The following is a 26,735-nucleotide window of genomic DNA, read 5'->3' as shown; positions in this document are numbered from 1 at the left end:
TTGAAGCCACGTGTTCCTCCTGGGGAGCTGTCTCGGTCGTGGAATGCGTGGTCGAATCTCGCTGCCCGCCTGCGGAATCCGCGGTTCGCACGCAGGTGCAGGTGCTCTGCGGTGAGCCTCAGAACGCCCCGTCGGAAAGCTCCATCAGATTGGATTGCACCGACGCCACCACTTGTCTGGCCGCGGCGAGGTCTGGAAGGACGGTTGTCGCGAAGAAGTCGGCCACGGCGACCTTGCCCTCATAGAATTCGCGATCAAGGTCGGAGGGTCGGCCGTCCAGGGCCGTGAGGGCTATTTCGGCTTGCTCGAGCAACCGCCACCCGATCAACAGGTCGCCGAACGCCATCAGGAATCGCACCGATCCGAGGCCGATTTTGTAGAGCTCCTCCGGTCGTTCCTGGGCAGCCATCAGGTAAGCGAAAAGGCTTTCGGTCATCGCCTGGACATGTCCGAGTGCCGTCGCCAAGCTGATGCGCAGGCCTGCCAGGCGTGGGTCCGCGCTGTCGGATTCGAGGAAGTCCGAGATCGCGGCCTGCAGATGGGCCAAGGCGACGCCCTGGTCGCGGGCGATCTTGCGGAAGAAGAAGTCCATGGCCTGGATCGCAGTGGTGCCCTCGTAGAGGGAATCGATCTTCGAGTCACGAATGTACTGTTCGATCGGGTAATCCTGTAGGAACCCGGAACCACCGAAAGTCTGCAACGATTCGGTCAGGTACTGGTAGGCGCGCTCGGAGCCGACCCCCTTCACCACCGGGAGCAGCAGATCATTCACGCGCCGGGCGATATCCGGGTCCGCACCGGAAACCTGTGCCGCGCTGACCGGATCCTGGTGCGCGGCGGTGTACATGTACAGCGCGCGCAGTCCCTCGGCGTAGGCCTTCTGCGTCATCAGGCTGCGGCGCACATCGGGGTGTCGAATGATCGCCACTCGTGGCGCTGTCTTGTCGGTCATCCGGGTCAGATCCGGGCCCTGCACGCGGAACTTCGCGTAATCGAGGGCATTGAGGTATCCGGTGGACAGTGTCGAGATCGCTTTCGTGCCGACAGACATGCGCGCGTTCTCGATCACCTTGAACATCTGGGCGATTCCACTGTGCACGTCACCGACCAGCCAGCCTTTGGCGGGTATACCGTGACCGCCGAAGGTCAGCTCGCAGGTCGCCGAAACCTTCAGGCCCATCTTGTGCTCGACATTGGTGACGAACACCCCGTTGCGGTCGCCGAGTTCTCCGGTTGCCGGGTCGAAATGGAACTTCGGCACGAAGAACAAACTCAATCCCTTGGTGCCCGGCCCGGCTCCCTCGGGACGCGCGAGGACCAGATGAAAGATGTTCTCCGCCAAGTCGTCCGACTCGGCACCGGTGATGAAACGCTTGACACCGTCGATGTGCCAGCTGCCGTCGTCCTGCTTATACGCCGTCGTGCGGCCGGCGCCGACATCGGAGCCCGCGTCCGGCTCGGTCAGCACCATCGTCCCGCCCCACCGGCGGTCGACCGCGAGCTTCGCCCACCGCTTCTGCTCGTCGTTGCCGACGCGGTACAGTACATCGGCCATCACCGGCCCCAGCATGTAGAAGAACACGCCGGGATTGGCCCCGAGCAGAAGCTCGTTGAGCGCCCAGGTCACCGGCCGCGGCGCCGCAGAACCCCCGAGGTCTTTGTGCATCCCGAGCAGGAACCACTCCGAGTCCCGCCAGACCCGCACCGACTTCTTGAAGCTGTCCGGTATAGCGACCGTATGGGTCACCGGGTCGAAGACCGGAGGATGGCGGTCCGCGTCCGAGAACGATTCGGCCACCGGCCCTTCGGCCTGGCGCGCCGCTTCGGCGAGCATGGCGCGAACAGTGTCGGAGTCCAAGCCCGCGAAGTCACCGGATCGCAGGATCGCGTCGAGGCCGAGCACCTCGAACAGATTGAACTCGAGGTCGCGGACATTGCTTCTGTAGTGACCCATGGGAACCTTTCGTGGTGCACTGCGGCACCGATAACTTTGTGAAACTGCTTGCCGACGGCGAGCGAAGGAGAAGCCTGGCAGCTCGACGGCCGTGCCGAGCGGCTGCGATCAGGTGAGCGAGATCGACGCCCGCCCTCGACTCATACGTCGGCCGTCTCCTGCAGGAGCGATGCGGTGGCCTCGGCTTTGATGCGTTCGAACTTTTGCCCCATGCGCATTGCCAGCGCCTGCGCCGCCGAGAGCGGACGCACCATCACCATGAAGTCATCGATCTTGCCGTCGTCATCGAAATGCAAGAAGTCGCAACCGGTGATTTGTTTGCCATCGACGGTGGCCTCGAAGATCAAGGCATGCTCGCGGCCGTCTTCGGACTCGATCTGACGCACGTAGCCGAAATCCTCGAAGACTTCGATCACCGCGCGCAGAATCGCCGCCGTGAGCGCCTTACCCGGATACGGCCTGTGAGCCACCGGGCTCGTGAACACGACGTCGTCGGCCAGCAGCGCCTCGATGGCCGCGATATCGCGTGCCTCGACCGCTTCACGGAACGGATGCATGAACACCTCCCATAGACAATTAGTTGATTATCGAGAGGAACCGTAGCCCCGCAGTGACTCCATGTCCAGACCATTAGTAGACAACTAATTGATTAGACAAATTTCGTGATAGCGTGACCCGATGTCGCTACGCAACGCGGTGCTGGCCGCACTTCTCGAGGGAGAGGCGTCCGGATACGACCTGGCCAAAGGCTTCGACGCCTCGGTCGCAAACTTCTGGATGTCCACGCCACAGCAGCTGTACAAGGAACTCGAGAAGATGGCCGCGGACAGGCTCATCGAGACCCGGATCGTCGAACAGGAGCGCCGCCCCAACAAGCGCCTGCACGCGATCACCGCGGCAGGGCGAGCAGCTCTACACGAGTTCATGGCCGAGCCGGTCAAGCCGACCGCCATCCGCGACGAGATGTTGGTGAAGGTGCAGGGGATGAGCGGCGACGATTCCCCCGCCGTCCGCGCAGCCATCACCGAGCGCATGGAATGGTCGAAGGCGAAACTGGCCCGCTACGAACGCCTGCGCACGCGACTACTGGACGGGCGAAGCGAACAGGCATATCTGGCCGAGTCGGACCGGATCGGCCCGTATCTCACCCTCGTCCGCGGAATTGCCTTCGAACAGGAAAATCTGCGTTGGAGCGAATTCGCACTCTCGGCCATCGACCGGCATACCACCGCCCACGCCGAGTGAGGTCACGCTCCGGCCCGATGTTCCACCTGGATCCCGCAGCGCAGAGACAACCGGGATGAGCGGCGGGCGCGGGTAGAGCGCTTGCCGCTGATGCGCTTACGGTTGGAGCCCCTCTGCAGATTGACCTACAGCGCACATCCCTCGATCGCGTGGAATTTGTTGACGCCCTCAGTGATTGGACATCGACAGAAGCCCTAAAGGCTCCCGGAGCACCGCATCTCCGTCACACTGAGGAGTCTCCTGCGCGCTTCGACTTGCCAAGTTCAGAGAAGCATCCCGTCCCACTTCATCTCTACCGCCCAGCGGCCGGTGTCAGCTGGCGGCCGACCTGCGGTCGCCAGCATCGGCGCTGGTACAGACACGATTGTCAGCGTATCTCAAGAAAATACCGACCTGTCGGTGCCGTCCGATACTCTCGCACTCGTGCAGTTCGAAGTAGGTCCCTGATCCACGTAGCCCCGGAAGGGGTGAGTGTGTTTCGCATCGTCGAGATCGGTGTGGATGGTGACCCGACCAAAGCCATCGCCGAAGCTGTCGCCGACACGCCGGGAACCTACCCGTGGCCGACCGATCTGATCTACGCCGTTCCCGCCGAACAACCGTAGTGATCTCCCCTTTTCAGCCACAGCTTTCAGATTTGGTCGTGGAGATGTTCTTGACGAGCATGAGCTTGCCCGCAATGCCGCATGCGTGGATGCAGATCCATACCCCGGTCGATGAGGTGGCGTGGGTGAAGTTGAGTGAGTTGTGTTGGCGATGAGTGAGGAGCAGCGGCAGCGTCCGTGGATCGAGCATCGCGAGCAGTATCACGCTGCCGCGGGGTAGCGGGCGGTTCGTTGGGTTCGCTGTCGTGGTGTGGATCCTGTCGACGTCATGATCTGTAGGGATACAGTCGGCAAGTTGGGCTCATTGGTCTGACGCGTAGCCGCCGTGCCACCAGCGGCGCAGTATGGCGAGCTCGGCTACACGTTCGTTGACCCGTCGCCGTCCCGTTCCCGGCGTGCACTAGCCAGCGACTTGACGGCGTCGGACAGGTGCCGATCGATCTCCGCGAGCAGCTCCGCGAGGTCACCCCCCAGCAGCCTGTCGAGCAACCTCTGGTGTTCCTCGACCGCTGTAGGCGGCCGGATGTACCGCTCATCGAAAGCCGACATACATAGCATGGTCTCGGCAGCCAGTGTGGAGAACATACGGCTCAGCCGGGGGCTCTGCGCGGCCTTCACCATTGTTTCGTGGAAATAGAGGTCCTCGCGGGCCAGTTTCGGCCAGTCGCCGGCGTCCATGTATTGCGCGATGTTTCGCAGAATCTCTTCGAGACGAGCCGCGAGTCCGGCCTGAATCCCGCGTTCGTACACGGTGCTCGCCGCTTCCTTCTCGATGGCGCGCCGACCACGGTAGATGTCCTCGATATCGCCGATTTCGAGTTCGACGACGAACACGCCTCGATTACGGTGGCTGACCAGAAGCCCCTCTTGGGCGAGGCGCTGCACGGCCTCTCGGACGGGACCACGGCTCATCTTCAGGCGGGCGGCCAGCTGTACTTCGCTGATCTGCTCACCCGGTGCGAAGCTGCCGTCCACGATGCGCTCCCGCAGCTGCTCCGCGATCACTGCAGAGGTGACCCGAAGAGGCATGGGAACCATGTTGTCGATGCCGGTCATCTTGCTGCTGCCTTTCCGATGCACCGTAAACTGACAGCATTGCTGTCGACCTGTTGACAGTTGGCAAGACTACACCTCAATACCCAGCGGCCCTAGCCCGGGCATGACCGACGCTGTCGGGCCAACTACTCCTGAAGCGTTGTGGCGGTGAGGTCGTCAACGGCTGTGCGCATGTGACGACTGATGGCCTGCTGGAGTCCGTCGTTGTCCCCGGCTTCCAGCAGGTCCAGGAGATTCTGGTGTTCCTGGACCAGAACGTCCACTCGCGGATAGGACACCCGGAGGTTGCGGATGCACATTCTCGATTCGGCGACGAGGGTGTCGTAAATCCGAATCAAACGCGAATTCCCTGCCCCTTCTACAAATAACGTGTGGAATTGCATATCCAGTCGGGTGAGAGCTTGCCAGTCTGACAGATCAACCTGTTCTGCCATGTCCGTCAGGGTTATTTTCAGCAACTGGCAGGTCAGATTGATTTGTTTTTCCCCGGCGGCCAGGAGCATATTTGCGGAGGCTGATTCCACCGCCTCTCGGACGGCATAGATCTCTCTGATGTCGCTGATCGACAGCTCCGGTACAAAGACCCCGCGGTTCCGCAAACTGACAAGGATACCCTCCTGGACCAGCCGCTGCAGTGCTTCGCGGACTGGTCCCCTTGACGTGTGCAGCTGACTTGCGAGGACGGATTCGTTGATTTGCTGACCAGGCCGGAAGACCCCTTGGATGATTTGTTCCCGCAGGTGATCGGCAATTAGTTGTGCAGTGGGCCGTCCCTCGAGTACAAGCAACCCCTCCGGTGCTGCCATGGAAATTCCCCTACCTCACTCATAGGCGCAAAGCGGTCTAACGTGCTATTGCGGTGTACTTGGACTCGAGGAACTCGTCGATTCCGATCTTGCCGCCTTCGCGTCCCAATCCGGATTGCTTGACGCCGCCGAACGGTGCCGCCGGGTTCGAGACGAGGCCGGTATTCAGTCCGACCATCCCCACTTCCAGTGCGGAAGAGAACCGCATGGCCTTGTCGACATTTTCTGTGAATACATATCCAACAAGCCCCCAGTCGGTGTCGTTCGCCAGGCGCACCGCTTCGTCCTCGCTGTCGAAGGGTGTGATTGCCGCGACCGGCCCGAAAATCTCGGTTGTCATCAGTTGCGCGTCGAGGGGAACGTTGGTCAGGACGGTTGGTGTGTAGAAGTACCCGGGGCCCTCGGGGCGGGTGCCGCCGGTCAGGATGCAGGCGCCCTTGGCGACGGCGTCGGCAACCAGGTCTTCGACTTTGTCCAGGCCCTTCTGTTCGATGAGGGGACCGACCTCGGTGCCCTCCAGCGCGCCGTTGCCTACCTGCAGTTCGCTCATTCGCTTGGCCAGTTTGTCCCCGAATTCCGCTGCGAGGGAGCGGTGTACGAAGAAGCGGTTCGCGGCTGTGCAGGCTTCGCCCATATTTCGCATCTTGGCCTTCATGGCGCCCTCGACGGCCCGCTCGATGTCTGCGTCCGCCAGGACGATGAAGGGGGCGTTGCCTCCCAACTCCATGGAGCTGCGCATGACGTTCTCCGCAGCTTGGCGCAGCAGGATCTTGCCGACTTCGGTGGACCCGGTGAAGCTGACCTTGCGTGCGATTCCGCTGTTCATCCACGGCTCCACCACGCTGGCGGCGCCAGAGGTGGTGACGACGTTGAGGACGCCGTCGGGCAGGCCGGCCTGTTGGAAGATGTCGACCAAGGCCAGAGAGGTCAGTGGTGTCAGTTCCGCGGGTTTGAATACCATCGTGCACCCGGCCGCGATCGCCGGGGCGATCTTACGGGCACCCATTGCTAGCGGGAAGTTCCACGGCGTCACCAGTACGCATGGCCCAACCGGTTCCTTACTGATCAGGATTCGGGTGTTGCCGTCGACGGAGGTGGTGTGGTCTCCGCCGATACGAATGGCCTCCTCGGAGAACCAGCGCAGGAACTCGGCGCCGTAGGCGACTTCGCCCCGTGCTTCGGCGAGGGGCTTTCCCATCTCGGCGGTCATGATGGCTGCCAACCGGTCGGTGTTGGCAATGACGAGGTCGAAGGCACGGCGGAGGATGTCCGCCCGCTCGCGCGGAGTGGAGGTGCTCCATACCGGCTGCGCGCGACCGGCGGCCGCGATGGCATCGAGGGCATCGTCGGGCCCGCCGTCGGCCACCTCGGCGATGACTTCCTGGGTCGCCGGGTTTTCCACGGTGAAGGTGGCGGCGCCGGCGGCCTGCCGCCAGACGCCGTCGATGAACAGGTCCGTGTGGAGGGTGGTGGCGTCAAAGGAAGGGCTCATGGGTCCACTTTCGGTGATAGAGGGACGGGAGTGAGTGCCTAAGCGGTGGTGGCTGTCTTCAGTGCCTGAGTGAATTTGGTCAGGCCGCTTTGGATTTCGTCGCTGGTGACATTGAGCGCCGGAATGATGCGGATGACGTTGCCGTACGGACCGCAGGTCAGCAGCAGCAGTTCTTCGGCGACGGCGGCCTGTTGCACGGCCAGGGCCGTCGCTGCGTCGGGGGTCTCGTCGGCGGTGGTGAACTCGATGCCCTGCATCAGGCCGCGGCCGCGGACATTCCCGATTCCGGCGAAGTCGGTTCGCAGGCTTTCCAGGCCCGCACGCAGCTCCTCGCCCCTAACATGAGCGTTCCACACCAGGTTCTCGCGCTCGATGACACCCAGCGTGGCGACACCGGCGGCCGCCGCGACGGCGTTGCCACCGTACGTGCCGCCCTGGGAGCCCGGCCAGGCTTTGGCCATGAGCTCGGTGGATGCGGCAATCGCGGAGATGGGGAAGCCGCTGGCCAAGCCTTTTGCGGTGATGACGATGTCGGGCCGGATTCCGGCCCAGTCGTGTCCCCAGAACTTGCCGGTGCGACCCACACCTGCCTGGACTTCGTCCAGAATGAACACGATGCCGTGCCGGTCGGCGCGTTCGCGCAACCCCTGCAGGAAGGCGGGAGGGGTGGGAATGTAGCCACCGTCGCCGAGGACGGGTTCGATGATGAACCCGGCCGTATCGGCGGGGGTGCTGATGGTCTGCAGGAGGTGGTCGAGTTCCTTCAGGGCGAAGGCGACAGCGGTGTCTTCGTCCCAGCCGTATCGGTAGGCGTGAGGGAAGGGGGCGATGTGCACCCCGCCCATGATTGGGGAGAATCCGGAACGGAACTTGGTGCCGGCGGTGGTCAGCGAGGCCGCGCCCACCGTCCTGCCGTGGAAGCCGCCGTGGAACGAGATGATGTTGGGTCGTCCGGTCGCCATCCGGGCCAGGCGGATCGAGGCCTCGACCGCTTCGGAGCCGGAGGTGGCGTAGAAGACGCTGTCGAGTCCCGCGGGTAGGAAGTCACCCAGTTTCTCGGTGAGCTCGAGCAGCGGCTTGTGCATCACCGTCGTGTACTGGGCATGCACGACCTTGCCGACCTGTTCGCGGGCAGCGGCGACGACGTCCGGGTGGCAGTGCCCGGTGCTGGTGACACCGATTCCGGTGGTGAAGTCGAGGTATTTCTTGCCGTCTGTCGCGTACACCCAGCTGCCGGCGGCGTAGTCGACGACGACGGGGGTGGCCTGCTTGAGGGCGGGGCTGAGAGTTGCCATGGCTTGATACTTTCCTGATGGGCTGTCAATTGTCAACAATCGACAATTGGAGATCGGCGTGTGGCGGGGGACGCGTCGCGAGGCGGCACCGGCCTCGCCACGCGGCGCGTGACTTACGTAAAGCCTTAGCGAACGTTCTGACGGTTACCGGGCGGCTCGGTGGTCGTGCCGTGGCCGTCCAGCTGGCGGTGTGGCCGGAACCGTTGGGGCCGCACGAAATCGAGCTCCGGGAAGGACTTGGCGCCCAGCGCCTCGGAGGCGGCGATCTCACCGAAGCCGGATGCCATCTTGAAGCCGGCGCCGGAGAATCCGGTGGCGCAGTAAATTCTGCTGTTCTCCCGCAGGGGGCCGAGAAGGGAGTGCTGGTCCGCGGTATAGAGGTCCGGGAAGGCGTCGGAGCGGACGATGCTGGGGAAAAGGCCGGGTAGGAACTCGGTGACCGTCTCGGTGGTCTCCGCGATTTCATCTGCCGTGAGGTCTCGGGGCACGGCATCGGCCTGTGGTGTAAAGACCCCGCGACCGTCCAGGGTTGCCTTGACGGTCACCCCATCGACGCTGGGCGCCCCGTACATGGAGCGATCTCCGGAGATGCGGATGAAGATGGGGAATCGGTCCGGCGAGAACTCGGACGCGTCGCGGGCCACGAACCACGACAGGAAGATCCGCCGTGTTTCGGTGACCGCCTTCAGATAGTCGGGCATCAGGCGCCGGGACCAGCCGCCCGAGGAGACGATGACGTTCTCGAACGTCCAGGAATTGGTGCCGGAGGTGACGACCACGCCGTCGCCGGTTTCCCGGATGTCGTCGATCGGGGTGTCGGTGAGGACTGTTGCCCCGTTCGCCTGCGCCGCGGCCACCGCCGCAGTGACGGCGCGGTCGGTCCGCAGGGCACCGGCATGGGGGTCGAACACGGCTTGGTCGTCGGGGCGGAGGTGGTGTTGCGGGTACCGCTCGGCCATCGCCCCGCGGCTGAGTATCTCGTGGTCCGCCCCGTTGAGCCGGGTGGTGTCGAGCAGGTGCGGAAGATAGGGGCCGTCCACCGTTCCGATCGACAATCCGCCGCAGCGCGTGAGGATGTGCTGACTCGTTTCGACCTCGAGTTCGCTCCACAGGTGCCGGGAGCGTTCGAGGATGGGGTAGTAGCTTGGCGTACCTCGATACAGCATGCGGAACAGGCGGGTGTCCCCACCGACGGCGCTGCGGGCATGGCCCGGAGATTGTGCCTCGAAACCGACCACCGAGTTGGACAAGCGGGAAGCCTGCCACAAAGCCATGCTGCCGATGCTGCCCAGACCGATGACGGCAAGCTGTCCGTCCATCGTATTCACAGCACCTTTTCCAGGAAGGCCTGCGTGCGGCGTTCCTTCGGATGGGCAAGGACCTCGCGGGCATCACCACGTTCGACGATGCAGCCCTCGTCCATGAACAGCAAGGTGTCCGCCACCTCCCGGGCGAAACCCATCTCGTGGGTGACCACGACCATGGTCATACCCTTCTGGGCCAGGTCCTTCATGACGGCGAGGACTTCACCGACTTTTTCGGGGTCGAGGGCGCTGGTCGGCTCGTCGAACAGCATGATCTGCGGATCCATGGCCAACGCCCGCGCGATGGCCACGCGCTGCTGCTGACCTCCGGACAGCTGGGCGGGATAGTGACCGCCGAACCCGCTCAGTCCGACGCTCGCCAACAGTTTCTGCGCCTGCTGGGATGCCTGCTTCTTGTCGCCGCCCTTGACCAGCACGGGGCCTGCCATGATGTTGTCCTGCGCGGTCATGTTGGGGAACAGGTTGAACTGCTGGAAAACGATGCCGACCTTGGTGCGCTGTTCGGCCAGGCGTTTGCGGCTCAGGGCGTGGAAAGCGGTGTCCGTCTCGTAGTAGCCGAAGTGCTCACCGTTGACCTTCAACACGCCGAGATCAACCGTCTCGAGGCCGTTGACGCACCGCAGCAGGGTCGATTTTCCGGACCCGCTGGGGCCGATGATGCAGCAGATCTCACCGCTGGCGATGTCGAGATCGATGTTCTGCAGAACTGTCTTGGTGCCGAAGGATTTACGGATTCCTCGGCCGTGGATCGTACCGTCGCAAGTCATCGGGCAATACCTTCCGGGTCTGTCAGCACAACCTTTTTCGCTTTCCGGGGAAGGCGGGAGCTTGAACGGGAGTATTTCTTTTCGAGCTGGGATTGCGGGTAGCTCAGCAGGAGCGTCATCGCGAGGTACCACAGGCTCGCAACGATCAGGAGCGGGATGGTCTCGTAGGTGCGCGCGTAGATCAGCTGGGCGCTCTGGAGCAGCTCCGCGACGCCCAACACGCTGACCAGGGATGTCTCCTTGAACATGCCGATGACCTGGTTTCCGGTTGCCGGAATGATCGAGGGCATCGCCTGGGGAATGATGACCTTGCGCATCTTCATCGCGCCGCTCATCCCCAGTGAGTCGGCGGCCTCGATCTGTCCTTTACCCACCGAGGAGAACCCGCCGCGAATGATCTCGGCCATGTACGCCGCTTCATTGAGCGTCAGGCCGATGACCGCGGCCATGATCGGGGTGATCAGGGCGTTGACGTCGATGGCCATGCCGCCGATGGACAGGTTCGGGTACAACGCGGCGATGTTGAACCAGAAGATCAGCTGAACCAGCACCGGTGTGCCACGAAAGAAGGTGATGTACACCCCTGCTGTTGCGGCAATCGGTGTGATGCTCGAGGACCGCATGATCGCCAGGATCAGGCCCAGGAGTGTGCCGAGAACCATGCTGACCACCGTCAAAACGATGGTCAGGACCAGCCCGCGCAGGATTGATTCATAGGTGAAGTATTTGGCGACCACGTCCCACTGAAAGTTGGGATTAGTCGTGACGGACACGATCAGGCCCACACCGAGCAGGATGCACACCGTCCAAGCCGCGTACTCGAACACACTTCGCCGCCGGAGCCTCGGCTTGAGGGCGGAATCCATTCCGTTCATCGTCGGGTTACTTCCGTGGGTGGTCAATTGCACCATGGTTGCTCCCTAGTTGAGCTTGGCGTCGGAAACGGCCCCAGAGCTGATACCCCAGTTGGAGAGCGACTTCTGGTATTCGGGACTGTTCAGGACGGACTGAACAGCCGCTTGCAGCGCGGGAGTCAGCGGTGATCCCTTTTTGAGGGCGATGGTGACATTGTGCTCCGAGCGCGTGTCGACCTGCGGGGTGAGGACGTTGAGCGCTTTGGGCTGCTGCTTTTGTGCCCATACCAGGGCGACGGTGTCGTAGAAGACGCCGTCGACCCGCTTAGAGGCCAGCTGGGTCAGCGCTTCCTGGACGTTGGGCAGGGTGATGCCGTTGATCGCTGGCTTGCCCTGAGACACACACGTCCATTCGGAGACGTTGGGCAGGTGCTTGAGCTGCGCGTTCGAGCCCTTCGTCACGGCAATGTTCTTGCCGCACAGATTGTCGTTGCTCAGGCCGAGCGGGTTTCCGGGGGCCACGGCCACGGAGACTCCGCTATTGAAGTAGTCGATCATGTCCAGAACCTTGAGCCGTTCGGGCGTGGGCGCCATGGAGGTGGCGGTGAAGTCGTATCGCCCTCCATCGATGCCGGGAATGATGGTGTCGAAACTGGTGTTGACGAACTTCAGCCCAAGTCCGAGCTTCTTGGCTACAAGGCGGGCCACGTCCGGGTTGAGGCCGATCGGCGTGGTGTTGTCATCGGCGAGGAAGGTGGTCGGCGGGTAGTGGAGGTCCATCGCCACCTCCAGTTCGCCCTTGTCCTTGTAGGAAGCGGGCAGTAGGGCGACCGCGGCGGGGTCCGGCTGCACGCCCTCGGAGATGTCGGCCGTATTCGATGTCGAGCCGGTGGCCCCATCCCTGTCGGCGGTGCCGCACGCGGTCAGTGCGAGCAGGAGAGCGAAACCTGCCGCGAAGGCCTGGGCTTTTGTTCGTGTCTTCATGGGTTTCCTTCAATGATTTCAGCGAAGGAGGGTTCGCTGAACGGGTCGCGGGTTCTCAGATTCCCGGCCGGTCGGTATTCGTCGCCGCAGGTGGCGGGCATGTGTGCGGGGCGTCTGCACTCCCGGATAGCGCTTATCCAACCACTTCGACCCTGAATTGTCGACAGTTAACAGCGATGTAGTTCACCTTCAGACCGGGTGGTGTACTGAATCACAGTACGCGGATAGCAAACTGTTGACAATTGACAATTCAGCGGCTTAGGGTCGTTTCAGCAGGCAACGGAAGTCCTGCGTGAGGGTGGCCACCACCGCCCGCAACTCCGCATCCTCCCGGGAACGGCAGTGGTTCCCGAACTCTCGCCGCCCCTCTTCAATGAAACGGAAGACCATGGCAGACACGACTTTCCGGCCGAAGTACGTCTCCTTCGACTGCTACGGCACGCTGATCAACTTCGACATCGATCCCACCACCCGCCGGCTGCTCGCGGGCCGTCTTCCTGAAGAGCAGTGGCCCGCGTTCAAGAAGGTATTCCGCGGATACCGGTACGACGAGGTCTGCGGCGACTACAAGCCTTACGAGCAGATCCTTCAGGATTCCTTTGACCGGGTGTGTAAGCGGTGGGGCATTGGGCCGACCGAAGGCGCCGGCGCACAGTTCGCTGAGGCCGTACGCGGCTGGGTTGCCCACGAGGACGTGCCGGCTCCGCTGAAGACCATGGGCGACAACTACAAGCTGGTGATTCTGTCCAACGCCGACACCAGCTTCCTGGACATCAGCGTTCCGAAGCTTGGTGCCGACTTCCACGCCGTATACACCGCCGAGCAGGCCCAGGCCTACAAGCCGCGCTACCAGGCGTTCGAGTACATGCTCGACACCCTGAACGCCAAGCCGGAGGACTTCCTGCACGTCTCCTCGCACACCCGCTACGACTTGATGCCAATGCACGACATGGGCTTCCGGAACCTGGTGCTGCTGGACCGTGGCTACGACCCCATCACCACGGGCTACGACTACACCACCGTCGATTCGCTCGACGAGCTCAACAAACTCCTCGGGCTCTGAGCCACGGGTAAGGCGAAAGGTCAATCGTGAAACTCATCCCCTACTGGCTGGACACTTCCGACCCCTCCGGCGACTACCGCCGCACACCGGTGCCCGCCGCGGTCGACGTCGCCATCATCGGCGCCGGATTCACCGGGCTCTCCGCGGCGGTCGAGTTCGCCAACCAAGGAGCGAGTGTTGCTGTCCTCGAACGGCATACGGTCGGTTGGGGCGCATCCGGCCGCAACGGAGGGATGGCGACCACGGGATTGGCGATCAGCTTCGACACCGCTGTGAAGCGGTACGGGGGCACCCGGGCCGTGGAAATGTTCCGAGAGTACAACGATGCCATCGACACCATCGAGAAATTGGTGCACAACTATGGCATCGACTGCGACTTCCAGCGGTCCGGGAAACTCTCGCTGGCCTTTCACCCCTCCCACTACGAGGGAATGCTGAAATCACAGGAGCAGCTGGCCGCCCTGGCCGACTACGACGTCGTCACCATCCCGAAGTCCGAAATTCACAGCGAAATCGGCTCCGATTTCTATCACGGAGCGATGCTCGATCCGCTCGGTGCCGGGCTGCACGTCGGGAAATTCGTGCACGGCCTGGCCGGGGCGGCCGTTGCCGCGGGCGCAGTCGTCTGTGAAAACGCCGCGGTTACCGAACTGCACAAGGTCTCGGGAACCGTGCACGATGTGCACACCACCCGCGGCGTCGTGCGAGCGAAGCAGGTGCTGGTCGCCACCAGTGGCTACACAGGCGCCGTGACGTCGTGGCTGCAGCGGCGCGTGATTCCGGTCGGGAGTTTCATCATCGTCACCGAGCCGCTGCCGGAGGAGGTGGTCGATCGAATTCTGCCGAACCGGCGACAGTCCTCGGACAGCAAGATGCTGACCTACTACTTCCGCATCACCCCGGACAACCGGCTGCTGTTCGGCGGTCGGGCCCGCTTCGCGCTCTCCAGCCCGGATTCGGACGTCAAGAGCGGCAGAATTCTTCGCAAGGCGATGATCGAGCTGTTCCCGTACCTGTCCAACGCCAAGGTGGACTACACCTGGGGAGGACTGGTCGATCTGTCCATGGACCAGATGGTCCACGCCGGCGTTCACGACGGTGTGTTCTATTCGCTCTGCTACAGCGGCCACGGTGTCCAGATGGCTGCCCATATGGGCAAGAAGATGGTCGCCTACATGGGCGGCGACAAGACCGCGAACGTCTGGGAAGACCTGAAGAATCCCCCGGTTCCCGGGCATTTCGGGCCCCCGTGGTTCCTGCCGATCATCGGCGGCGCTGCGAAGATCATCGACCGCATCAAATAGGCAGGGTAGGCACACTCATGCTCGCATCCACAATTGTCGTTGACGCGCGCCCGGAGCCAGATGCCCGTCGGTCGGAGACCCCGGTTCTGCCCGGAGGTGCGTTCGTCGAAGGCCAATGGCAGTCCGCCGACCTGACGCTGGACGTGCGCGATCCCGAGGATGGGACTCTGGTCGGCCGGGTGTGCTCCTCGACAGCGCAGGACGTGCGGCGCGCGATCGCCCACATCCACCGTCACCTGCGGGCCGAGCCGTGGCCGCTGCGTTCGCGCCGGCAGGCGCTCGAGAAGGCAACCCGGCTGCTCGGCGAGCAGTCCGCGCGGTTCGCCGCCATCATTGCCGCCGAAAGCAGCAAGACCATCACCGAGGCGGAACGTGAGGTCCTCCGCTGCATCGAGACCCTGCGACTCTCGGCAGCCGCGTCGAATGAACTGTCCGGATCGACCCTGGACTTCGACGACAGCACCGCGACCGGGAACAAGATCGGCTGGTATAGCCGCAAACCGGTGGGCATCGTCGCGGCGATCACACCGTTCAACGATCCCCTGAACCTGGTCGCGCACAAGCTGGGTCCGGCCTTGATCGCCGGCAACGGTGTGGTCCTCAAGCCCTCCGAGCGGACCCCGCTGAGCGGGCTGGCGCTGGTTCAATTGCTGCTCGAGGCGGGAGTCCCATCGGGCCGGATTGCGGCCATCGTCAGCGGTCCCGGTGTGGCCGAAGCGCTCGTGACCGACGAGCAGATCGACCTGATCTCCTTCACCGGCGGACCCCGGACAGCCGAACGGATCGCCGCTACCGCCGGGGCCAAGAAGATCCTCTCCGAACTCGGCGGCAACAATGCCACGATCGTCTGCGCCGATGCCGATGCGGTCTCCGCCGCTGACGCGATCGTCGCCGGGGCTTTCGGAGTCGCCGGGCAGAACTGCCTGTCGGTGCAACGGGTGTACGTGCACACCTCGCTGTTCGAGCGGGTCGTCGCGGAGGTGACCCGGGGCACGCGGGCGCTGCGGACCGGTCCGAAGTTCGACCGCGGCACCGATGTCGGTCCGCTCATTTCCGAGGCCGAGGCCCGGCGTGTCGAGGAGTGGGTGGACGAGGCCGTCGCTGCGGGGGCGTCGCTCCACGTGGGAGGGCAACGGCGGGGCGCCTTCTATGAACCGACAGTCCTGACCGGTGTGCCAGCGGCGTGCCGGGTGCTCCGCGACGAGGTGTTCGGTCCGGTCGTGACCATCCTGCCGTTCGTCGAGGTTTCCGACGCCGTCCACGCCGCCAACGACTCCGAGTACGGACTGCAAGCGGGCATCTTCACCCAGTCGATGGATCTGGCCCTGGCCATGGCCGAGAACCTGCACGTCGGCGCCGTGGTCATCAACGAGACCAGCGATGTTCGCATCGATTCGATGCCCTTCGGCGGCTTCAAGAAGTCCGGCATCGGCCGCGAAGGGGTGCGGTACGCCGTCCACGCGATGACCGAACCCAAGAACACCATTGTCAACCTCGGAGAATCGGGGGCATCCTGGCAACTGTTGGGCGGCCTGCCGGAGCGGACCACACCATGAGCACACACAAGATCGCGGTCATCGCCGGAGACGGCATCGGGAAAGAGGTGGTCCCGGCTGCCATCGCCTGTCTCGACCGGATCGCGGAGGTGCACTCGCTCGACCTGGAGTTCACGTACTTCGACTGGGGATCGGATTACTACCTCCAGCACGGCCGGATGATGCCCGTCGACGGCCTCGATCAGCTCTCCGCGCACCACGCGATCTTCCTGGGAGCGGTGGGTTCACCCGAGGTGTCGGACGCCGAGTCGCTGTGGGGCTTGTTGATCCCCATCCGCCGGGAATTCCAGCAGTACATCAACCTTCGGCCGGTAAAAACCCTGGACGGTGTCACCTCACCGCTGGCGGCCAAGCACCCCGTCGATCTGCTCATCGTGCGAGAAAACAACGAAGGAGAATATTCGGAGGTCGGCGGCCGAATGTACCGAGGGCTGCCGCATGAAAGCGCCGTGCAGGAAACCATCTTCACCCGACTCGGGGTTACCCGGATCACCCGCTACGCCGCCGGTCTGGCGGCCTCCCGCCGGGGGCACCTGACGTCCGCCACCAAGAGCAACGGCATCGTGCACACCATGCCGTTCTGGGACGAAGTCGTTGAGGAAACGGCCCGGCTCTTCTACCCCGAGGTGAACCTGACCAGCGAGCTCGTGGACGCTCTGGCGGCACATCTTGTGCTCAGGCCATGGACCTTCGACGTCATCGTCGCATCGAACCTGTTCGGTGACATCCTTTCGGATCTCGGAAGTTCCGTCACCGGCTCGATCGGGTTGGCGCCCAGCGCCAACCTGAATCCCGAGGGCGACTTCCCGTCCCTGTTCGAGCCGGTGCACGGGTCGGCACCAGACATCGCCGGCAAGGGCCTGGCCAACCCCGTGGGACAGATCTGGTCGGGAGCGATGATGCTCGAGCACCTCGGCCACACCGAGGCCGCCGACCATCTGCAGGCCGCGTTCGAGTCAGCCCTGCGCGAGGGCTTCGGCACCCGCGATATCGGTGGAACGTCGTCGACGGCCGAGTTCACGTCCGCGGTCCTGTCCGCCATCGATACCCTCGCCGCGAGCCAGGCGGACCCCACGCCATCACCGGTTCCATGACCACGGCTACGGAGGGCATCCGGCCGGTCGTCGCCGTCCTCTACCGGGAGGCTTTGCCGCCCCGGTTGGCGGAGATCGAGGAGATCGCCAACGTTCGGCTGACCACAGCAGACGGTCTCGCCGAGGCTCTCGACGGCGCGGACGTGCTGTACCAGTGGCACTCGTTCTCACCGGCGCTCCACGAGAACTGGGTTGCCGCGAAGTCCGTGCAGTGGGTCCATGTCTCGGCGGCGGGGGTGAGTCAACTCCTGTTCGACGAACTGATCCGCAGCGACATCGTCTACACCAACTCCCGAGGCGTTCTGAGCCGGGCCATCGCCGAGTTCGCGCTCGGATTCGTCCTGGACATGGCCAAGGATGCGCAGACCTCGTTCCGGCTGCAGCAGCAACACCGCTGGCAACACCGGGTCACCCGCAAGATCCGGGGTCAGTCCGCGCTGGTGGTCGGTACCGGCTCCATCGGACGCGAAATCGCCCGTCTCTTTCGTGCCGTGGGTATGGAAGTCAATGGCGCAGGCCGCTCCAGCCGGGCCGGTGACGACGATTTCCATCGAATCCACTCCTCGAAAGACCTGACCCGGATTGTCGGTGACTACGACTACCTCGTCTCAGCAGCGCCGCTGACCGCCGAGACCAGGGGTTTGGTCAGCGCAAACGTGCTGGCTGCGATGTCACCGACCGCCCGCCTGATCAACGTCGGGCGTGGGGAACTCGTCGATACCTGCGCCCTGACGGAAGCCTTGGCATCGGGCTCGATTGCCGGTGCCGCCCTCGACGTCGTGGATCCCGAGCCGTTGCCCGACGAACACGGTCTGTGGGGCATGGACAACGTCATCATCACCCCGCACATGAGCGGAGACACCGAGGACTACCTGGATGATCTCGGCCGACTCTTCGTCGACAATTTGCGGCGGTTCTGCCGCGGCGAACCACTGGAAAATATCGTGGACAAGACGCTCGGATTCGTCACCGCTTCCTGAATTTTGCACTTTGCTGATCCCACTCACTCGAGACCACTATCGCGAGAACCGAGAGCCATGGCAGACATGACCGCACCGTTCCTGCTGGAAGCCGATAAAGGCAGGATCGAGACAGACTTCATGGGTACCCGCGAAGTCCCGGCCGCCGCCTACTGGGGAATCCAGACGCTGCGCGCGGTAGAGAACTTCGCGATCACCGGTACGCAGATCTGCTCGTATCCACTGCTCGTCAAGGCACTCGCACAGATCAAGCACGCAGCAGTACTGACCAACTTCGATCTGGGCCTGATAGACATGGTGAAGAAGGACGCCATCGGAAAGGCCTGCCAGGACATCGAACAGGGCCGCCTGCTGGACCAGTTCGTCGTCGATGTCATCCAGGGTGGCGCCGGCACCTCGACGAACATGAACGCCAACGAGGTTATCGCCAACCGCGCGCTAGAGCTCCTCGGGTTCGACAAGGGCGAGTACTCCCGGATTCACCCCAACGGCGACGTGAACATGGGCCAATCCACCAACGACGTCTATCCCACCGCGATTCGGATCGCGACCATCCAGGGCACCCAACAGTTGTTGGCCGCGATGGGTCATCTTCGCCTGGCCCTGGCGCGCAAGGCAATCGAGTTCGACGACGTGGTGAAGGTCGGCAGAACCCAGCTGCAGGATGCCGTGCCCATGACCCTCGGCCAGGAATTCAGCACCTACGCGGTGATGGTCGATGAAGACGAACGCCGGATCCGCGAAGCCCTGGTGCACCTGCACGAGATCAATCTGGGCGCGACCGCCATCGGCACCGGCCTCAACACCCATCCCGACTACGCCGCCCAAGCGTGCATCCACCTGCAACGAATCACCGGGCTGCCGCTGGTGACGGCCGGCAACCTGGTGGAAGCCACCCAGGACTGCGGAGTCTTCGTGCTGTTCTCGGGGATGCTCAAACGAGTCGCGGTGAAGCTGTCGAAGATCTGCAACGACCTGCGGCTGCTGTCCTCCGGACCCCGGGCGGGCTTCGCCGAGATCAACCTCCCGCCACGACAGGCGGGATCGAGCATCATGCCCGGAAAGGTCAACCCGGTCATCCCGGAAGTGGTCAACCAGGTGGCGTTCGAAGTCATCGGCTACGACCTCACCGTCACCATGGCGGCCGAGGCCGGGCAACTGCAGCTGAACGCCTTCGAACCGATCATTGCGCGCTCATTGTTCGCCAGCCTGGCCTCTCTTACCGCGGCATGCACCAGCCTGGCCGACCACTGCATCGACGGGATCACCGCGAACAAGGAATTCCTGCGCTCCCAGGTCGAAGCGAGCATCGGAGTTGTCACCGTCCTCAACCCCCTGATCGGGTACGACGCAGCAACATCCATCGCCCGCCATGCCCTGGCCGAAGGCCGGAGCGTCACCTCCCTGGTGCTCGAGAGCGGACTGCTCACCGCCGCTGAACTCGACGAGATCCTGCGCCCCGAGCGCCTGGCCAATCCACAAGCCCACGCCACGCATCCGCCGCCTACTGCGGTGCCAGGCCCTGACTCTCTGCCAGCCGAGCAACAAGCGCGCCCCCACGTTGTGACTTCGCCGCCGAATACCGATGGACGGCACTGAACAGACTCACAATCATGCCCCCGAACCCGTTCAGGACCGGCACCGATCCTGAACGCACACAGTCCAGGCGGGCGGGTGCCTACCCCCGACCGCCGACCCTTCCACCCGCATTCCATGAACGATTGCGCTGCCAGTGCAACTCGCACGACTCCCAGCGCGGGTCGTCCGCGGACACACTGGTCACAACAACCCTGCGGCCTGCTAGTGAGCCGATCAACCTCGCCGGTCAGGCCTCGAACGCAAACCCGCACTCCCGGACAGAGAAATCAATGGCTATATCCAACAAGGGGGCATACCGGGGAGGAACCCCGGGTCAACCGGGCCACACGGTACCGAGCGGATTCGATCCGGTGGAGTCCGATATCCGCCGCTACCGTCGACGGTGTCGAACGACGACAGGACATCGAACGCCGTCGTGTGAAACAGCTCAGCAAACAGGCAAGAGATGTAGAGGACATCCTCGCTTTCGCCCGCATCTGGGCACCGTTCGGTGGTGTCCCCGAGGACGAGACCTTCATCAAATTCGGCATGCGTCCATGGCGGTTCCTCGAAAAACTCTGGCACATTCTCAGCGAGATGCCCTGCGACAGAGCTGAAGTGGACCAACTGCGGCAGGCCTTCCCGCCGGCTGCGGGGGCGGTTACGGGTTCGGACTCCGACTTTCCCTCGACTTCTGACGGTGAGCCGCTGCCGGGCTGTCCGCCGTGATCCCGATCGATAGTCGGAGAAGTGTTGGGCAGGTCGAGCCGTGTTGTCTCGGATATTGCTGCACCAGTGCGTCCATTGAGCGACGGGGTCACCGGTCGCCAGCGCTCTTTGCTTCCCTTCTCCAGTAGCCGAATGAGGCACTGAGGGGGATCGAGATCTGCAGGGGTCAGTGCCGAACTCCGCCGCGCCGGCGCGGCCGTCAACGGGCGCTGGCACGCTTCGCCGTACGCTGATCTCCCAGGGGCGTTGGTCAGGGGCGGTGAAAGGCAGTGTCTCCCGTGGGGTGTGGTCGTCTCCTGTGTCGTGTGTACTTTGTGCCGGTTCGCACGCGCCTACAGGAGGTACTGCCACTTGGTCCGCGACCGGCACCATCCAGAGCAGCCCTCGACCAACGATTCCACGTCGGCCACAACACATTTGAACCAGACAACAAACCGAAACCGAACCAACCGACAGAACCCGATGCCGCCTCGCCCACGCCACGACCGTCGTGTCAGGTGTCACGAGTCCGAGCACGAGACCCAACATCGTCCAGCCGATCACGACCGCGAGGATCAGTACGGCGTAGCGCATACGCAACCGGGCATCCCAGCCGAGATTCTGTTCCTGCGCGATCAGCACGTCATAAGGGTGGTGAACGCCTTCCACCGAGTCGTACCAACCCTCCGTGATCCCACTGATCCGCACGGCTGCCGGGCACGACACCGCGGGCCAACCGCGCGACGTCGTGTTGTGCGACCGGTTCGCCCGCCACCGTCGAGCGCCAGGGGAGATGAAAGACCAAGGTGTCGAACATTTCCTGCAGGAGCGCACGCTCCCGTGACGCGCCGCGCGCGGCGGCCTCGAGCAGGGATACAGATACCAGGAAGCACGACGCGCCCAGGATCAGCATCCCCCACCGTGCCGTGGCCCCACGCCGTCACAACTACCCCACCAACGGCCAACAGCGCCGCCACACCGATACGGATCATTTCGATCGACTGGCCACGGCGCTGGCTCCCGACCGCTGCCCGCTGTAGCCGTACGGCATCATCGTTCAACTGCCGTACGCGAATCGGACGAGCCGGTACACCACGCGGAATCGACTGCTCCCCCACCGCTTCACCCATGCCACGAACCCCCCGTCGCCAGTTCACATCCATACTAGAGAAGGCAATCGATCCGTAGACGCGATCACCGGACCTCTGAACACCCCGAACAGCTTCCGCTCATCGCAGCCAGATCGGGCTCCATACGTCTCGCCGTGAGTCAGTTGCGGTTCGCCCGTTGCGATTCCGACTCGCTCGCAATGCGACAGCAAGAATGGCAGATGGTCGGCGTGCGTCGTGATCCTGATCCCATTTGAATCGTTATCGCCAAGCGAGGATGTAGGGATCCAGCTGCCGAGCCTGTACTTGCGTCTGCACGCGCGGTGTGGCGAGTACGCCCTAGCGCGATGCCGTCTGTTCGACTGCATTTCGTGCGACCGGTGATCAGCGGCAGCAGGTATCGGATCCCGTTCTGCGAAATCTTCTCCGTGTTGACCAGTACGCGCCGCTTCCCGCAGCCGACGAACTCGTCCATCAGCCAGAGGTGTTGGCCTCCACGACCACCGATGCTCCATCGCGTAGTGCCACTCGGCAGGCCGATTCGCGTTCCCGACGAGGCTCTTGAGCCCTCCGCGTCAGCCGACCTCTCGGATCCCACCGAATGCATGTAGTCGACCTATTTCCGCAGGTGCGCATGTGTCCCCCTCCGGACACAGACAGTACGTCACGTCACCCGATCTACCTGCGGTTATGTACGTAGAGCGGGTGACGTGTCGGGCAAAATCGACGCAAAACCGCCGGTAGGGGCTTGTGGGGGTTTCAATTCGGGTTCAGCTGAGAGAATCCTAAGAAACCAGCGTGTCGCGCCAGCGAATCATGGACCGTCACATCACGGATGTCTTTCCAGCGCTTGATCTGATGGGAGCCGTTTCCGGTCGTCAGATACACGTTCTGCAGCATCGAGTTGCGGCGGACCACTGAGGCAGTGGGTGTGAATATTGTTGTGGTCACACCTGATAACGTGTTGACGTTGAACGAGGTGTTTGCGGCACGGCTGACGCCCGGAGAGAAATGTTGCTCACGTGCGCACTGGTGGTAATTTCCGGCATTTCGACGACGCGGTGTTGTCGGCGGCTCGGGTCGAACGCGTCGCCCTGCAGCGCCTCATGTCGGAACTGCTGCGGCGCACCGGCGGTGCCGGTTCTCGCGCTGCTGGGAATAGGCAACCACCATGATCATGTGGAGGTCGCCGTGGTGGCGATGCACGCGGTGATCGATCACGCGGCCGCCGACAGGATGGAGTTTCTACAAGGACTTCAACGCGTTGTCGCAGCTGCGGCGTCGCCGGCAAACGCCGGCACGGTCGGCCCCGGAGTGGCGGCACTGCGATGCGGGTGATGTTCGTAGCGACACCGCTGATCGGGCATCTGTTCCCGATGATGCCTCTTGCTATGCATCTGCGTGCGGAGGGGCACCGGGTGCTGGTAGCAACCGGCGGCGATGCCGCGACGGCGGTTTCCGCCGATGTCCCGGTTGTCGACGTCGCACCGCGCATCGGCCACATCCGTGCCGTCGCACAGGGATTGGGCTTGCACCCCGTCCTCGCACTGCGATCCGCGGCGGGAATGGCCGACGCCCGCGGCGGCGCCCACGTGTTCGCCGTCACCAACAAACCCATGATCGACAAGCTCATTCGAGTGGCGGCCCGGTTCACACCCGACATCGTGGTGCACGAACCCTTCGCGTCTGCCGCGGCCATCGCCGCGGCCCACCTCGGCGTCCCCACAGTGCTGCACAATATCGCGCTGGACGACGGCACCGTAATTCGACGGGAACTGTTGCGGCTGCTCGGCGGTGCCGACATTCCCGCGAGCACGGCCACCCTATCGATCGCGCCGCCCAGCATCGTCTCTGTCCCGGGTTGGCCCCTGCAATACATCCCGTATTCGACACCGGGCGCATCCACGCCACGATTCCTCCTCGACTCCCCCCGCCGACCACGCATCGTCGTAACCCGAAGCACCATGCTCGGCGACGGCCCCGACGCGATGCTCCGATCGGTGCTACGGGCCGCGCCCGACGTCGACGCCGATATCGTTATCGTCCGCCCGAACCGAACAGTCATGCGCGCCACCAACCTTCCCGGCAACGTCCGAACAGTCGGGTGGATCGCGCTGCACGCCGTACTCCCGACCTGCACCGCGATGGTCAACCACGGCGGCGCCGGCTCGGTGTATGCGGCTCTGCGCGCCGGAATCCCTCAGCTGGCGACCCCCGCCCCCGGCGACCGCAGGTGGAACGCGGTATCGGTGCAGCGCCGCGGAGCGGGTATCGCGGAGCGGGGAAGAACGATCACCGCGGCGCACCTGCACACCTTGATCACCGACGCGCGCCTCGCCGACGCTGCCCGCGCCGTCGCGGCCGAGGTGGCCACCATGCCTGCCATCAACGAGGTCGCAGCCCAGGTCCTCGCATTGGGCAACAACCGGCCGCCCCTCCGACACTCCTGACCGACGACCGGGGGACCTCGAGGCGATTCAGATCGACAACGACAAGACGAAGGCGCGGATCTGAGGATTGTCGCGGTGTCGCGTCAGATGGTCCAGCAGCTGCGGATCCCACCAGTCGATGGTGCCGCGGACGGGGCCTGAGTTTCGAATGCCGGCTGCCACAGTCAATCACGGAGGGTTATTCACACGCCAGTTTGTAGAGATGGAGTGCGATTACCCTGGAGATCTTTTGCGGGAAAGTTGTCGCCAAACCAACTGGCTAGAAGGGCGTGAGAGTACCGGCACCGGTCGTCCTGGTCCTATTTAGCACCGCGTTCCGTTCGTAACCTAAGTTGCGATACAGGCCACGAACCTGGTTCGTCACAGTGCCCGCTTCAAAGGAGGGGCAACTTTGTTGCCGCCCCGGTCGTGCCACGGCCGTCACGAGAGGAACAACCAACAAATGCCCGCAACACCGACCGCCGAGGACCTGTACAAGTACATCGGCATGGCATTCGAACAGGCTAAGAGCGACCCGATCCTCTTCGAGAAGCTCTCGAACACCCCGGGTGTCTTCAAGGTGCTCACCACCGAACCCGACGGCTGCATGATCATCGACATACCGAACCTGAGCGCCGTTCCCGGCGCAGCGGACGACGAGGCAGATGCCATCTTACGGATGACCGGCGAATTTGCGAACCGCTTCTGGCAGGGCGACCTCAATCTGACCATGGCTGTGATGAAGGGCCACATTGGCATGGAAGGGAAAATGGCAATTATGGCCAGAGCCGTTGCGGCGCAAACGAAGCTGTTCCCGACTTACATCGAGCTGCTGAAGAACGATGGACGGACGGACCTGCTCGTTAAATGATGCCGCCCGAACGATGGAACGCAACATCGTGAAAGACGACTGGGTCTCGACGAGTCAGGGCTGCGCGGACGGCGGTAATCGATAGATCGAAATGATTGCCACTGTTCTGCGGTAGCGCGCGCCTACGCCGCGGGTGGTGCTCGCGGTGCTCATGGCCAACTCCTCACACGGGGGCGGCACAGCTCTCCGGCGCCGGGAACCCGACGCCGCCAGAGCCCGCGGTGACCGGCAGTCATCAGCCGCTGGCAGCAGGGCCAGCTCATGGTCCGGCGCGGCGCGTTCCAAACTGGCGGCCACCAGCTCGTCCTTGTTCGCGAACAGTTTGTACATGGATCGCTTGGACACCCCGGCTGCGCGGCAAAGCGTATCGACGCCAACGTGGACGCCGTGTTCGTAGAACAGTTGCGCGGCGGCGTCGAGCAGCCGGTCGCGCGTCGACGCGGTCGCTGCCACGGGCGGTGTCGGCTCGGTCATAGTCACAACTTTACCTACAACTCTTCCCTTTGGAAACAGATCGGTTTCCGAAGGGAAGTTGTCCATGACCAGGATCAGAGATTCGGTAGTACTCGTCACCGGCGGCAGCCGCGGAATCGGCAACGCTGGTGGAGGAGCGCTACACACCAGCGTCGCGGTACAAGCCTTGGACGGATCGAGACTGATGCGCTCGAAGTCCTCGCGGACGACCTGACACGACAGGTCAAAGCGGGTCTCGCCGCTGACCCCGCCGCGTTGTATTCCCAATTGGCTCGACGGTAGGCGATCCGAGCAACCGGATCGCTGCACCGACCGACTATTCGCCGATCCCTCGACTTCAGGAGCCCATGATGACAACAACACAGCCCGTAGCCCTGGTAACGGGTGCTTCCTCCGGCATCGGTGAGTCCGCTGCCATCGCGCTGGCGCAGAAGGGTTTCCGAGTGATCGGAACCGGCCGCGTCACCGCGCATCTCGCCCCGATCGAAGGGGTGACGTTCCTCGACCTCGACGTCACCGACGACGCCTCGGCGGCTGCCGCTGTCGCGGCGGTGATCGCGCAGTCTGGGCGGCTCGATGTGCTGGTCAACAACGCCGGTATCGGTTCGGCGGGTGCGGCCGAGGAAACCTCGATCGCGCAAGCGCAGAATGTCTTCGATATCAACGTCTTCGGCGTCATCCGGATGACGAATGCGGCTTTGCCGCATATGCGGGCGCAGGGCAGCGGGCGCATCATCAACCTGTCCTCCATCCTCGGGCTCATTCCGCAGCCGTACATGGCCGTATACGCCGCCTCCAAGCACGCCGTCGAGGGTTATTCCGAATCGCTCGACCATGAGGTCCGCGAATGCGGCGTGCGGGTCCTGCTCGTCGAACCCGCTTGGACCAGTACCGCATTCGAGGCCAACAGCATGCTCCCCGACCGACCCGTACCCGCCTACGCCCAGCCGCGGCGGGTGTTCGATGAATACATGGCCGAGTCGTTCAAGACCGGTGACGACCCCGCCCTCGTCGCCAAGGCGATCGTGGCGGCAGCTACCGACACCAAACCGAAACTGCGCTACACCGTGGGTCGAAGCAGCCGGGTGAGCACCATGCGCCGGCTGGCCCCCGCTGGGATTTTCGACAAGCAGCTCCGCAAGCTGAACCGACTGCCCGCCTGACGCCATCCACAGAGGAGGTGGAG

General features: G+C 63.5%; 25 protein-coding genes and 1 pseudogene. 12 read left to right on the top strand and 14 right to left on the bottom strand.

The window, feature by feature from the left end; all coding sequences use genetic code 11:
* Positions 1 to 118: 118 nt before the first annotated feature.
* Complete coding sequence (locus tag OIE68_RS01395; RefSeq protein ID WP_327097562.1) at positions 119 to 1,954, bottom strand: acyl-CoA dehydrogenase; 1,836 nt, start codon at positions 1,952 to 1,954, stop codon at positions 119 to 121.
* 140 nt (positions 1,955 to 2,094) lie between these two features.
* Positions 2,095 to 2,511, bottom strand: a complete 417-nt coding sequence (locus OIE68_RS01390; RefSeq protein WP_327097561.1) for a nuclear transport factor 2 family protein — start codon at positions 2,509 to 2,511, stop codon at positions 2,095 to 2,097.
* Between the two features lie 121 nt (positions 2,512 to 2,632).
* Between OIE68_RS01390 and OIE68_RS01385 the strand changes: the two genes are divergently transcribed.
* Complete coding sequence (locus OIE68_RS01385; RefSeq protein ID WP_327097560.1) at positions 2,633 to 3,199, top strand: PadR family transcriptional regulator; 567 nt, start codon at positions 2,633 to 2,635, stop codon at positions 3,197 to 3,199.
* Positions 3,200 to 3,672: 473 nt separating this feature from the next.
* Entirely contained in the window at positions 3,673 to 3,804 is a 132-nt protein-coding gene (locus OIE68_RS01380) for a hypothetical protein (RefSeq protein WP_327097559.1), read from the top strand.
* Between the two features lie 13 nt (positions 3,805 to 3,817).
* On the opposite strand, the gene OIE68_RS01375 is transcribed toward OIE68_RS01380, so the two are convergent.
* The 9 genes from OIE68_RS01375 to OIE68_RS01335 form a co-directional block, all read right to left on the bottom strand.
* Entirely contained in the window at positions 3,818 to 3,994 is a 177-nt protein-coding gene (locus tag OIE68_RS01375) for a hypothetical protein (RefSeq protein ID WP_327097558.1), read from the bottom strand.
* A gap of 167 nt (positions 3,995 to 4,161) precedes the next feature.
* The gene (locus OIE68_RS01370) at positions 4,162 to 4,860 is read right to left on the bottom strand and encodes a GntR family transcriptional regulator (protein WP_327097557.1); all 699 of its coding nucleotides are present in this window, start codon (positions 4,858 to 4,860) and stop codon (positions 4,162 to 4,164) included.
* Between the two features lie 125 nt (positions 4,861 to 4,985).
* Positions 4,986 to 5,666, bottom strand: a complete 681-nt coding sequence (locus OIE68_RS01365; RefSeq protein WP_327097556.1) for a GntR family transcriptional regulator — start codon at positions 5,664 to 5,666, stop codon at positions 4,986 to 4,988.
* A gap of 37 nt (positions 5,667 to 5,703) precedes the next feature.
* Positions 5,704 to 7,158, bottom strand: a complete 1,455-nt coding sequence (locus tag OIE68_RS01360) for an NAD-dependent succinate-semialdehyde dehydrogenase (protein ID WP_327097555.1) — start codon at positions 7,156 to 7,158, stop codon at positions 5,704 to 5,706.
* Between the two features lie 38 nt (positions 7,159 to 7,196).
* A complete protein-coding gene (locus tag OIE68_RS01355; protein ID WP_327097554.1) occupies positions 7,197 to 8,453 on the bottom strand; it encodes an aspartate aminotransferase family protein in 1,257 nt (418 codons plus the stop codon).
* Between the two features lie 125 nt (positions 8,454 to 8,578).
* On the bottom strand, positions 8,579 to 9,772 hold the full coding sequence (locus tag OIE68_RS01350) for an FAD-dependent oxidoreductase (RefSeq protein WP_327097553.1): 1,194 nt from the start codon (positions 9,770 to 9,772) through the stop codon (positions 8,579 to 8,581).
* Positions 9,773 to 9,777: 5 nt separating this feature from the next.
* Complete coding sequence (locus OIE68_RS01345) at positions 9,778 to 10,545, bottom strand: amino acid ABC transporter ATP-binding protein (RefSeq protein WP_327097552.1); 768 nt, start codon at positions 10,543 to 10,545, stop codon at positions 9,778 to 9,780.
* Complete coding sequence (locus OIE68_RS01340) at positions 10,542 to 11,456, bottom strand: amino acid ABC transporter permease (RefSeq protein WP_327097551.1); 915 nt, start codon at positions 11,454 to 11,456, stop codon at positions 10,542 to 10,544. Before OIE68_RS01340 ends, OIE68_RS01345 begins: the two co-directional genes overlap by 4 nt.
* A gap of 9 nt (positions 11,457 to 11,465) precedes the next feature.
* Entirely contained in the window at positions 11,466 to 12,383 is a 918-nt protein-coding gene (locus OIE68_RS01335) for an ABC transporter substrate-binding protein (RefSeq protein ID WP_327097549.1), read from the bottom strand.
* 292 nt (positions 12,384 to 12,675) lie between these two features.
* On the opposite strand from OIE68_RS01335, the gene OIE68_RS01330 reads away from it, so the two are divergent.
* The 7 genes from OIE68_RS01330 (at position 12,676) to OIE68_RS01300 (ending at position 20,687) form a co-directional block, all read left to right on the top strand.
* Complete coding sequence (locus tag OIE68_RS01330) at positions 12,676 to 13,446, top strand: haloacid dehalogenase type II (RefSeq protein ID WP_327097548.1); 771 nt, start codon at positions 12,676 to 12,678, stop codon at positions 13,444 to 13,446.
* 26 nt (positions 13,447 to 13,472) lie between these two features.
* Positions 13,473 to 14,750: an FAD-binding oxidoreductase gene (locus OIE68_RS01325; RefSeq protein WP_327097547.1), complete on the top strand. Its 1,278-nt coding sequence runs from the start codon at positions 13,473 to 13,475 to the stop codon at positions 14,748 to 14,750.
* Positions 14,751 to 14,767: 17 nt separating this feature from the next.
* On the top strand, positions 14,768 to 16,306 hold the full coding sequence (locus OIE68_RS01320; protein ID WP_327097546.1) for an aldehyde dehydrogenase family protein: 1,539 nt from the start codon (positions 14,768 to 14,770) through the stop codon (positions 16,304 to 16,306).
* A complete protein-coding gene (locus tag OIE68_RS01315; protein ID WP_327097545.1) occupies positions 16,303 to 17,400 on the top strand; it encodes a tartrate dehydrogenase in 1,098 nt (365 codons plus the stop codon). Before OIE68_RS01320 ends, OIE68_RS01315 begins: the two co-directional genes overlap by 4 nt.
* A complete protein-coding gene (locus tag OIE68_RS01310; protein ID WP_327097544.1) occupies positions 17,397 to 18,380 on the top strand; it encodes a D-2-hydroxyacid dehydrogenase in 984 nt (327 codons plus the stop codon). Before OIE68_RS01315 ends, OIE68_RS01310 begins: the two co-directional genes overlap by 4 nt.
* Positions 18,381 to 18,437: 57 nt before the next feature.
* Positions 18,438 to 19,979 carry an aspartate ammonia-lyase gene (gene aspA / locus OIE68_RS01305; protein WP_327097543.1) on the top strand — a complete coding sequence of 514 codons (1,542 nt, stop codon included), beginning with the start codon at positions 18,438 to 18,440 and terminating at the stop codon, positions 19,977 to 19,979.
* Between the two features lie 417 nt (positions 19,980 to 20,396).
* Complete coding sequence (locus OIE68_RS01300) at positions 20,397 to 20,687, top strand: hypothetical protein (protein WP_327097542.1); 291 nt, start codon at positions 20,397 to 20,399, stop codon at positions 20,685 to 20,687.
* A gap of 558 nt (positions 20,688 to 21,245) precedes the next feature.
* On the opposite strand, the pseudogene OIE68_RS46915 reads toward OIE68_RS01300, so the two are convergent.
* Both OIE68_RS46915 and OIE68_RS01295 read right to left on the bottom strand, forming a co-directional pair.
* A pseudogene (locus OIE68_RS46915) lies at positions 21,246 to 21,308 on the bottom strand (hypothetical protein); the annotation flags it as partial.
* 1 nt (position 21,309) lies between these two features.
* Positions 21,310 to 21,579 (bottom strand): S-4TM family putative pore-forming effector, encoded by a 270-nt coding sequence (locus tag OIE68_RS01295; protein ID WP_327097541.1) that lies wholly within the window; start codon positions 21,577 to 21,579, stop codon positions 21,310 to 21,312.
* A 1,533-nt stretch (positions 21,580 to 23,112) separates the two neighbouring features.
* Here OIE68_RS01295 and OIE68_RS01290 point away from each other — a divergent pair.
* Together OIE68_RS01290 and OIE68_RS01285 are read left to right on the top strand one after the other, a co-directional pair.
* A complete protein-coding gene (locus OIE68_RS01290) occupies positions 23,113 to 24,225 on the top strand; it encodes a glycosyltransferase (RefSeq protein WP_327097540.1) in 1,113 nt (370 codons plus the stop codon).
* A gap of 442 nt (positions 24,226 to 24,667) precedes the next feature.
* Positions 24,668 to 25,075: an SCP2 sterol-binding domain-containing protein gene (locus tag OIE68_RS01285; protein WP_327097539.1), complete on the top strand. Its 408-nt coding sequence runs from the start codon at positions 24,668 to 24,670 to the stop codon at positions 25,073 to 25,075.
* A gap of 54 nt (positions 25,076 to 25,129) precedes the next feature.
* On the opposite strand, the gene OIE68_RS01280 is transcribed toward OIE68_RS01285, so the two are convergent.
* A complete protein-coding gene (locus OIE68_RS01280) occupies positions 25,130 to 25,816 on the bottom strand; it encodes a TetR/AcrR family transcriptional regulator (protein WP_327097538.1) in 687 nt (228 codons plus the stop codon).
* Positions 25,817 to 25,899: 83 nt separating this feature from the next.
* On the opposite strand from OIE68_RS01280, the gene OIE68_RS01275 reads away from it, so the two are divergent.
* The gene (locus OIE68_RS01275) at positions 25,900 to 26,712 is read left to right on the top strand and encodes an oxidoreductase (RefSeq protein ID WP_327097537.1); all 813 of its coding nucleotides are present in this window, start codon (positions 25,900 to 25,902) and stop codon (positions 26,710 to 26,712) included.
* Positions 26,713 to 26,735 lie beyond the last annotated feature (23 nt).

The organism is Nocardia vinacea, from assembly GCF_035920345.1.
In the GTDB taxonomy this organism is placed as follows: Bacteria; Actinomycetota; Actinomycetes; order Mycobacteriales; family Mycobacteriaceae; genus Nocardia; species Nocardia vinacea_A.
This window is presented reverse-complemented; position numbering and strand designations above follow the sequence as displayed.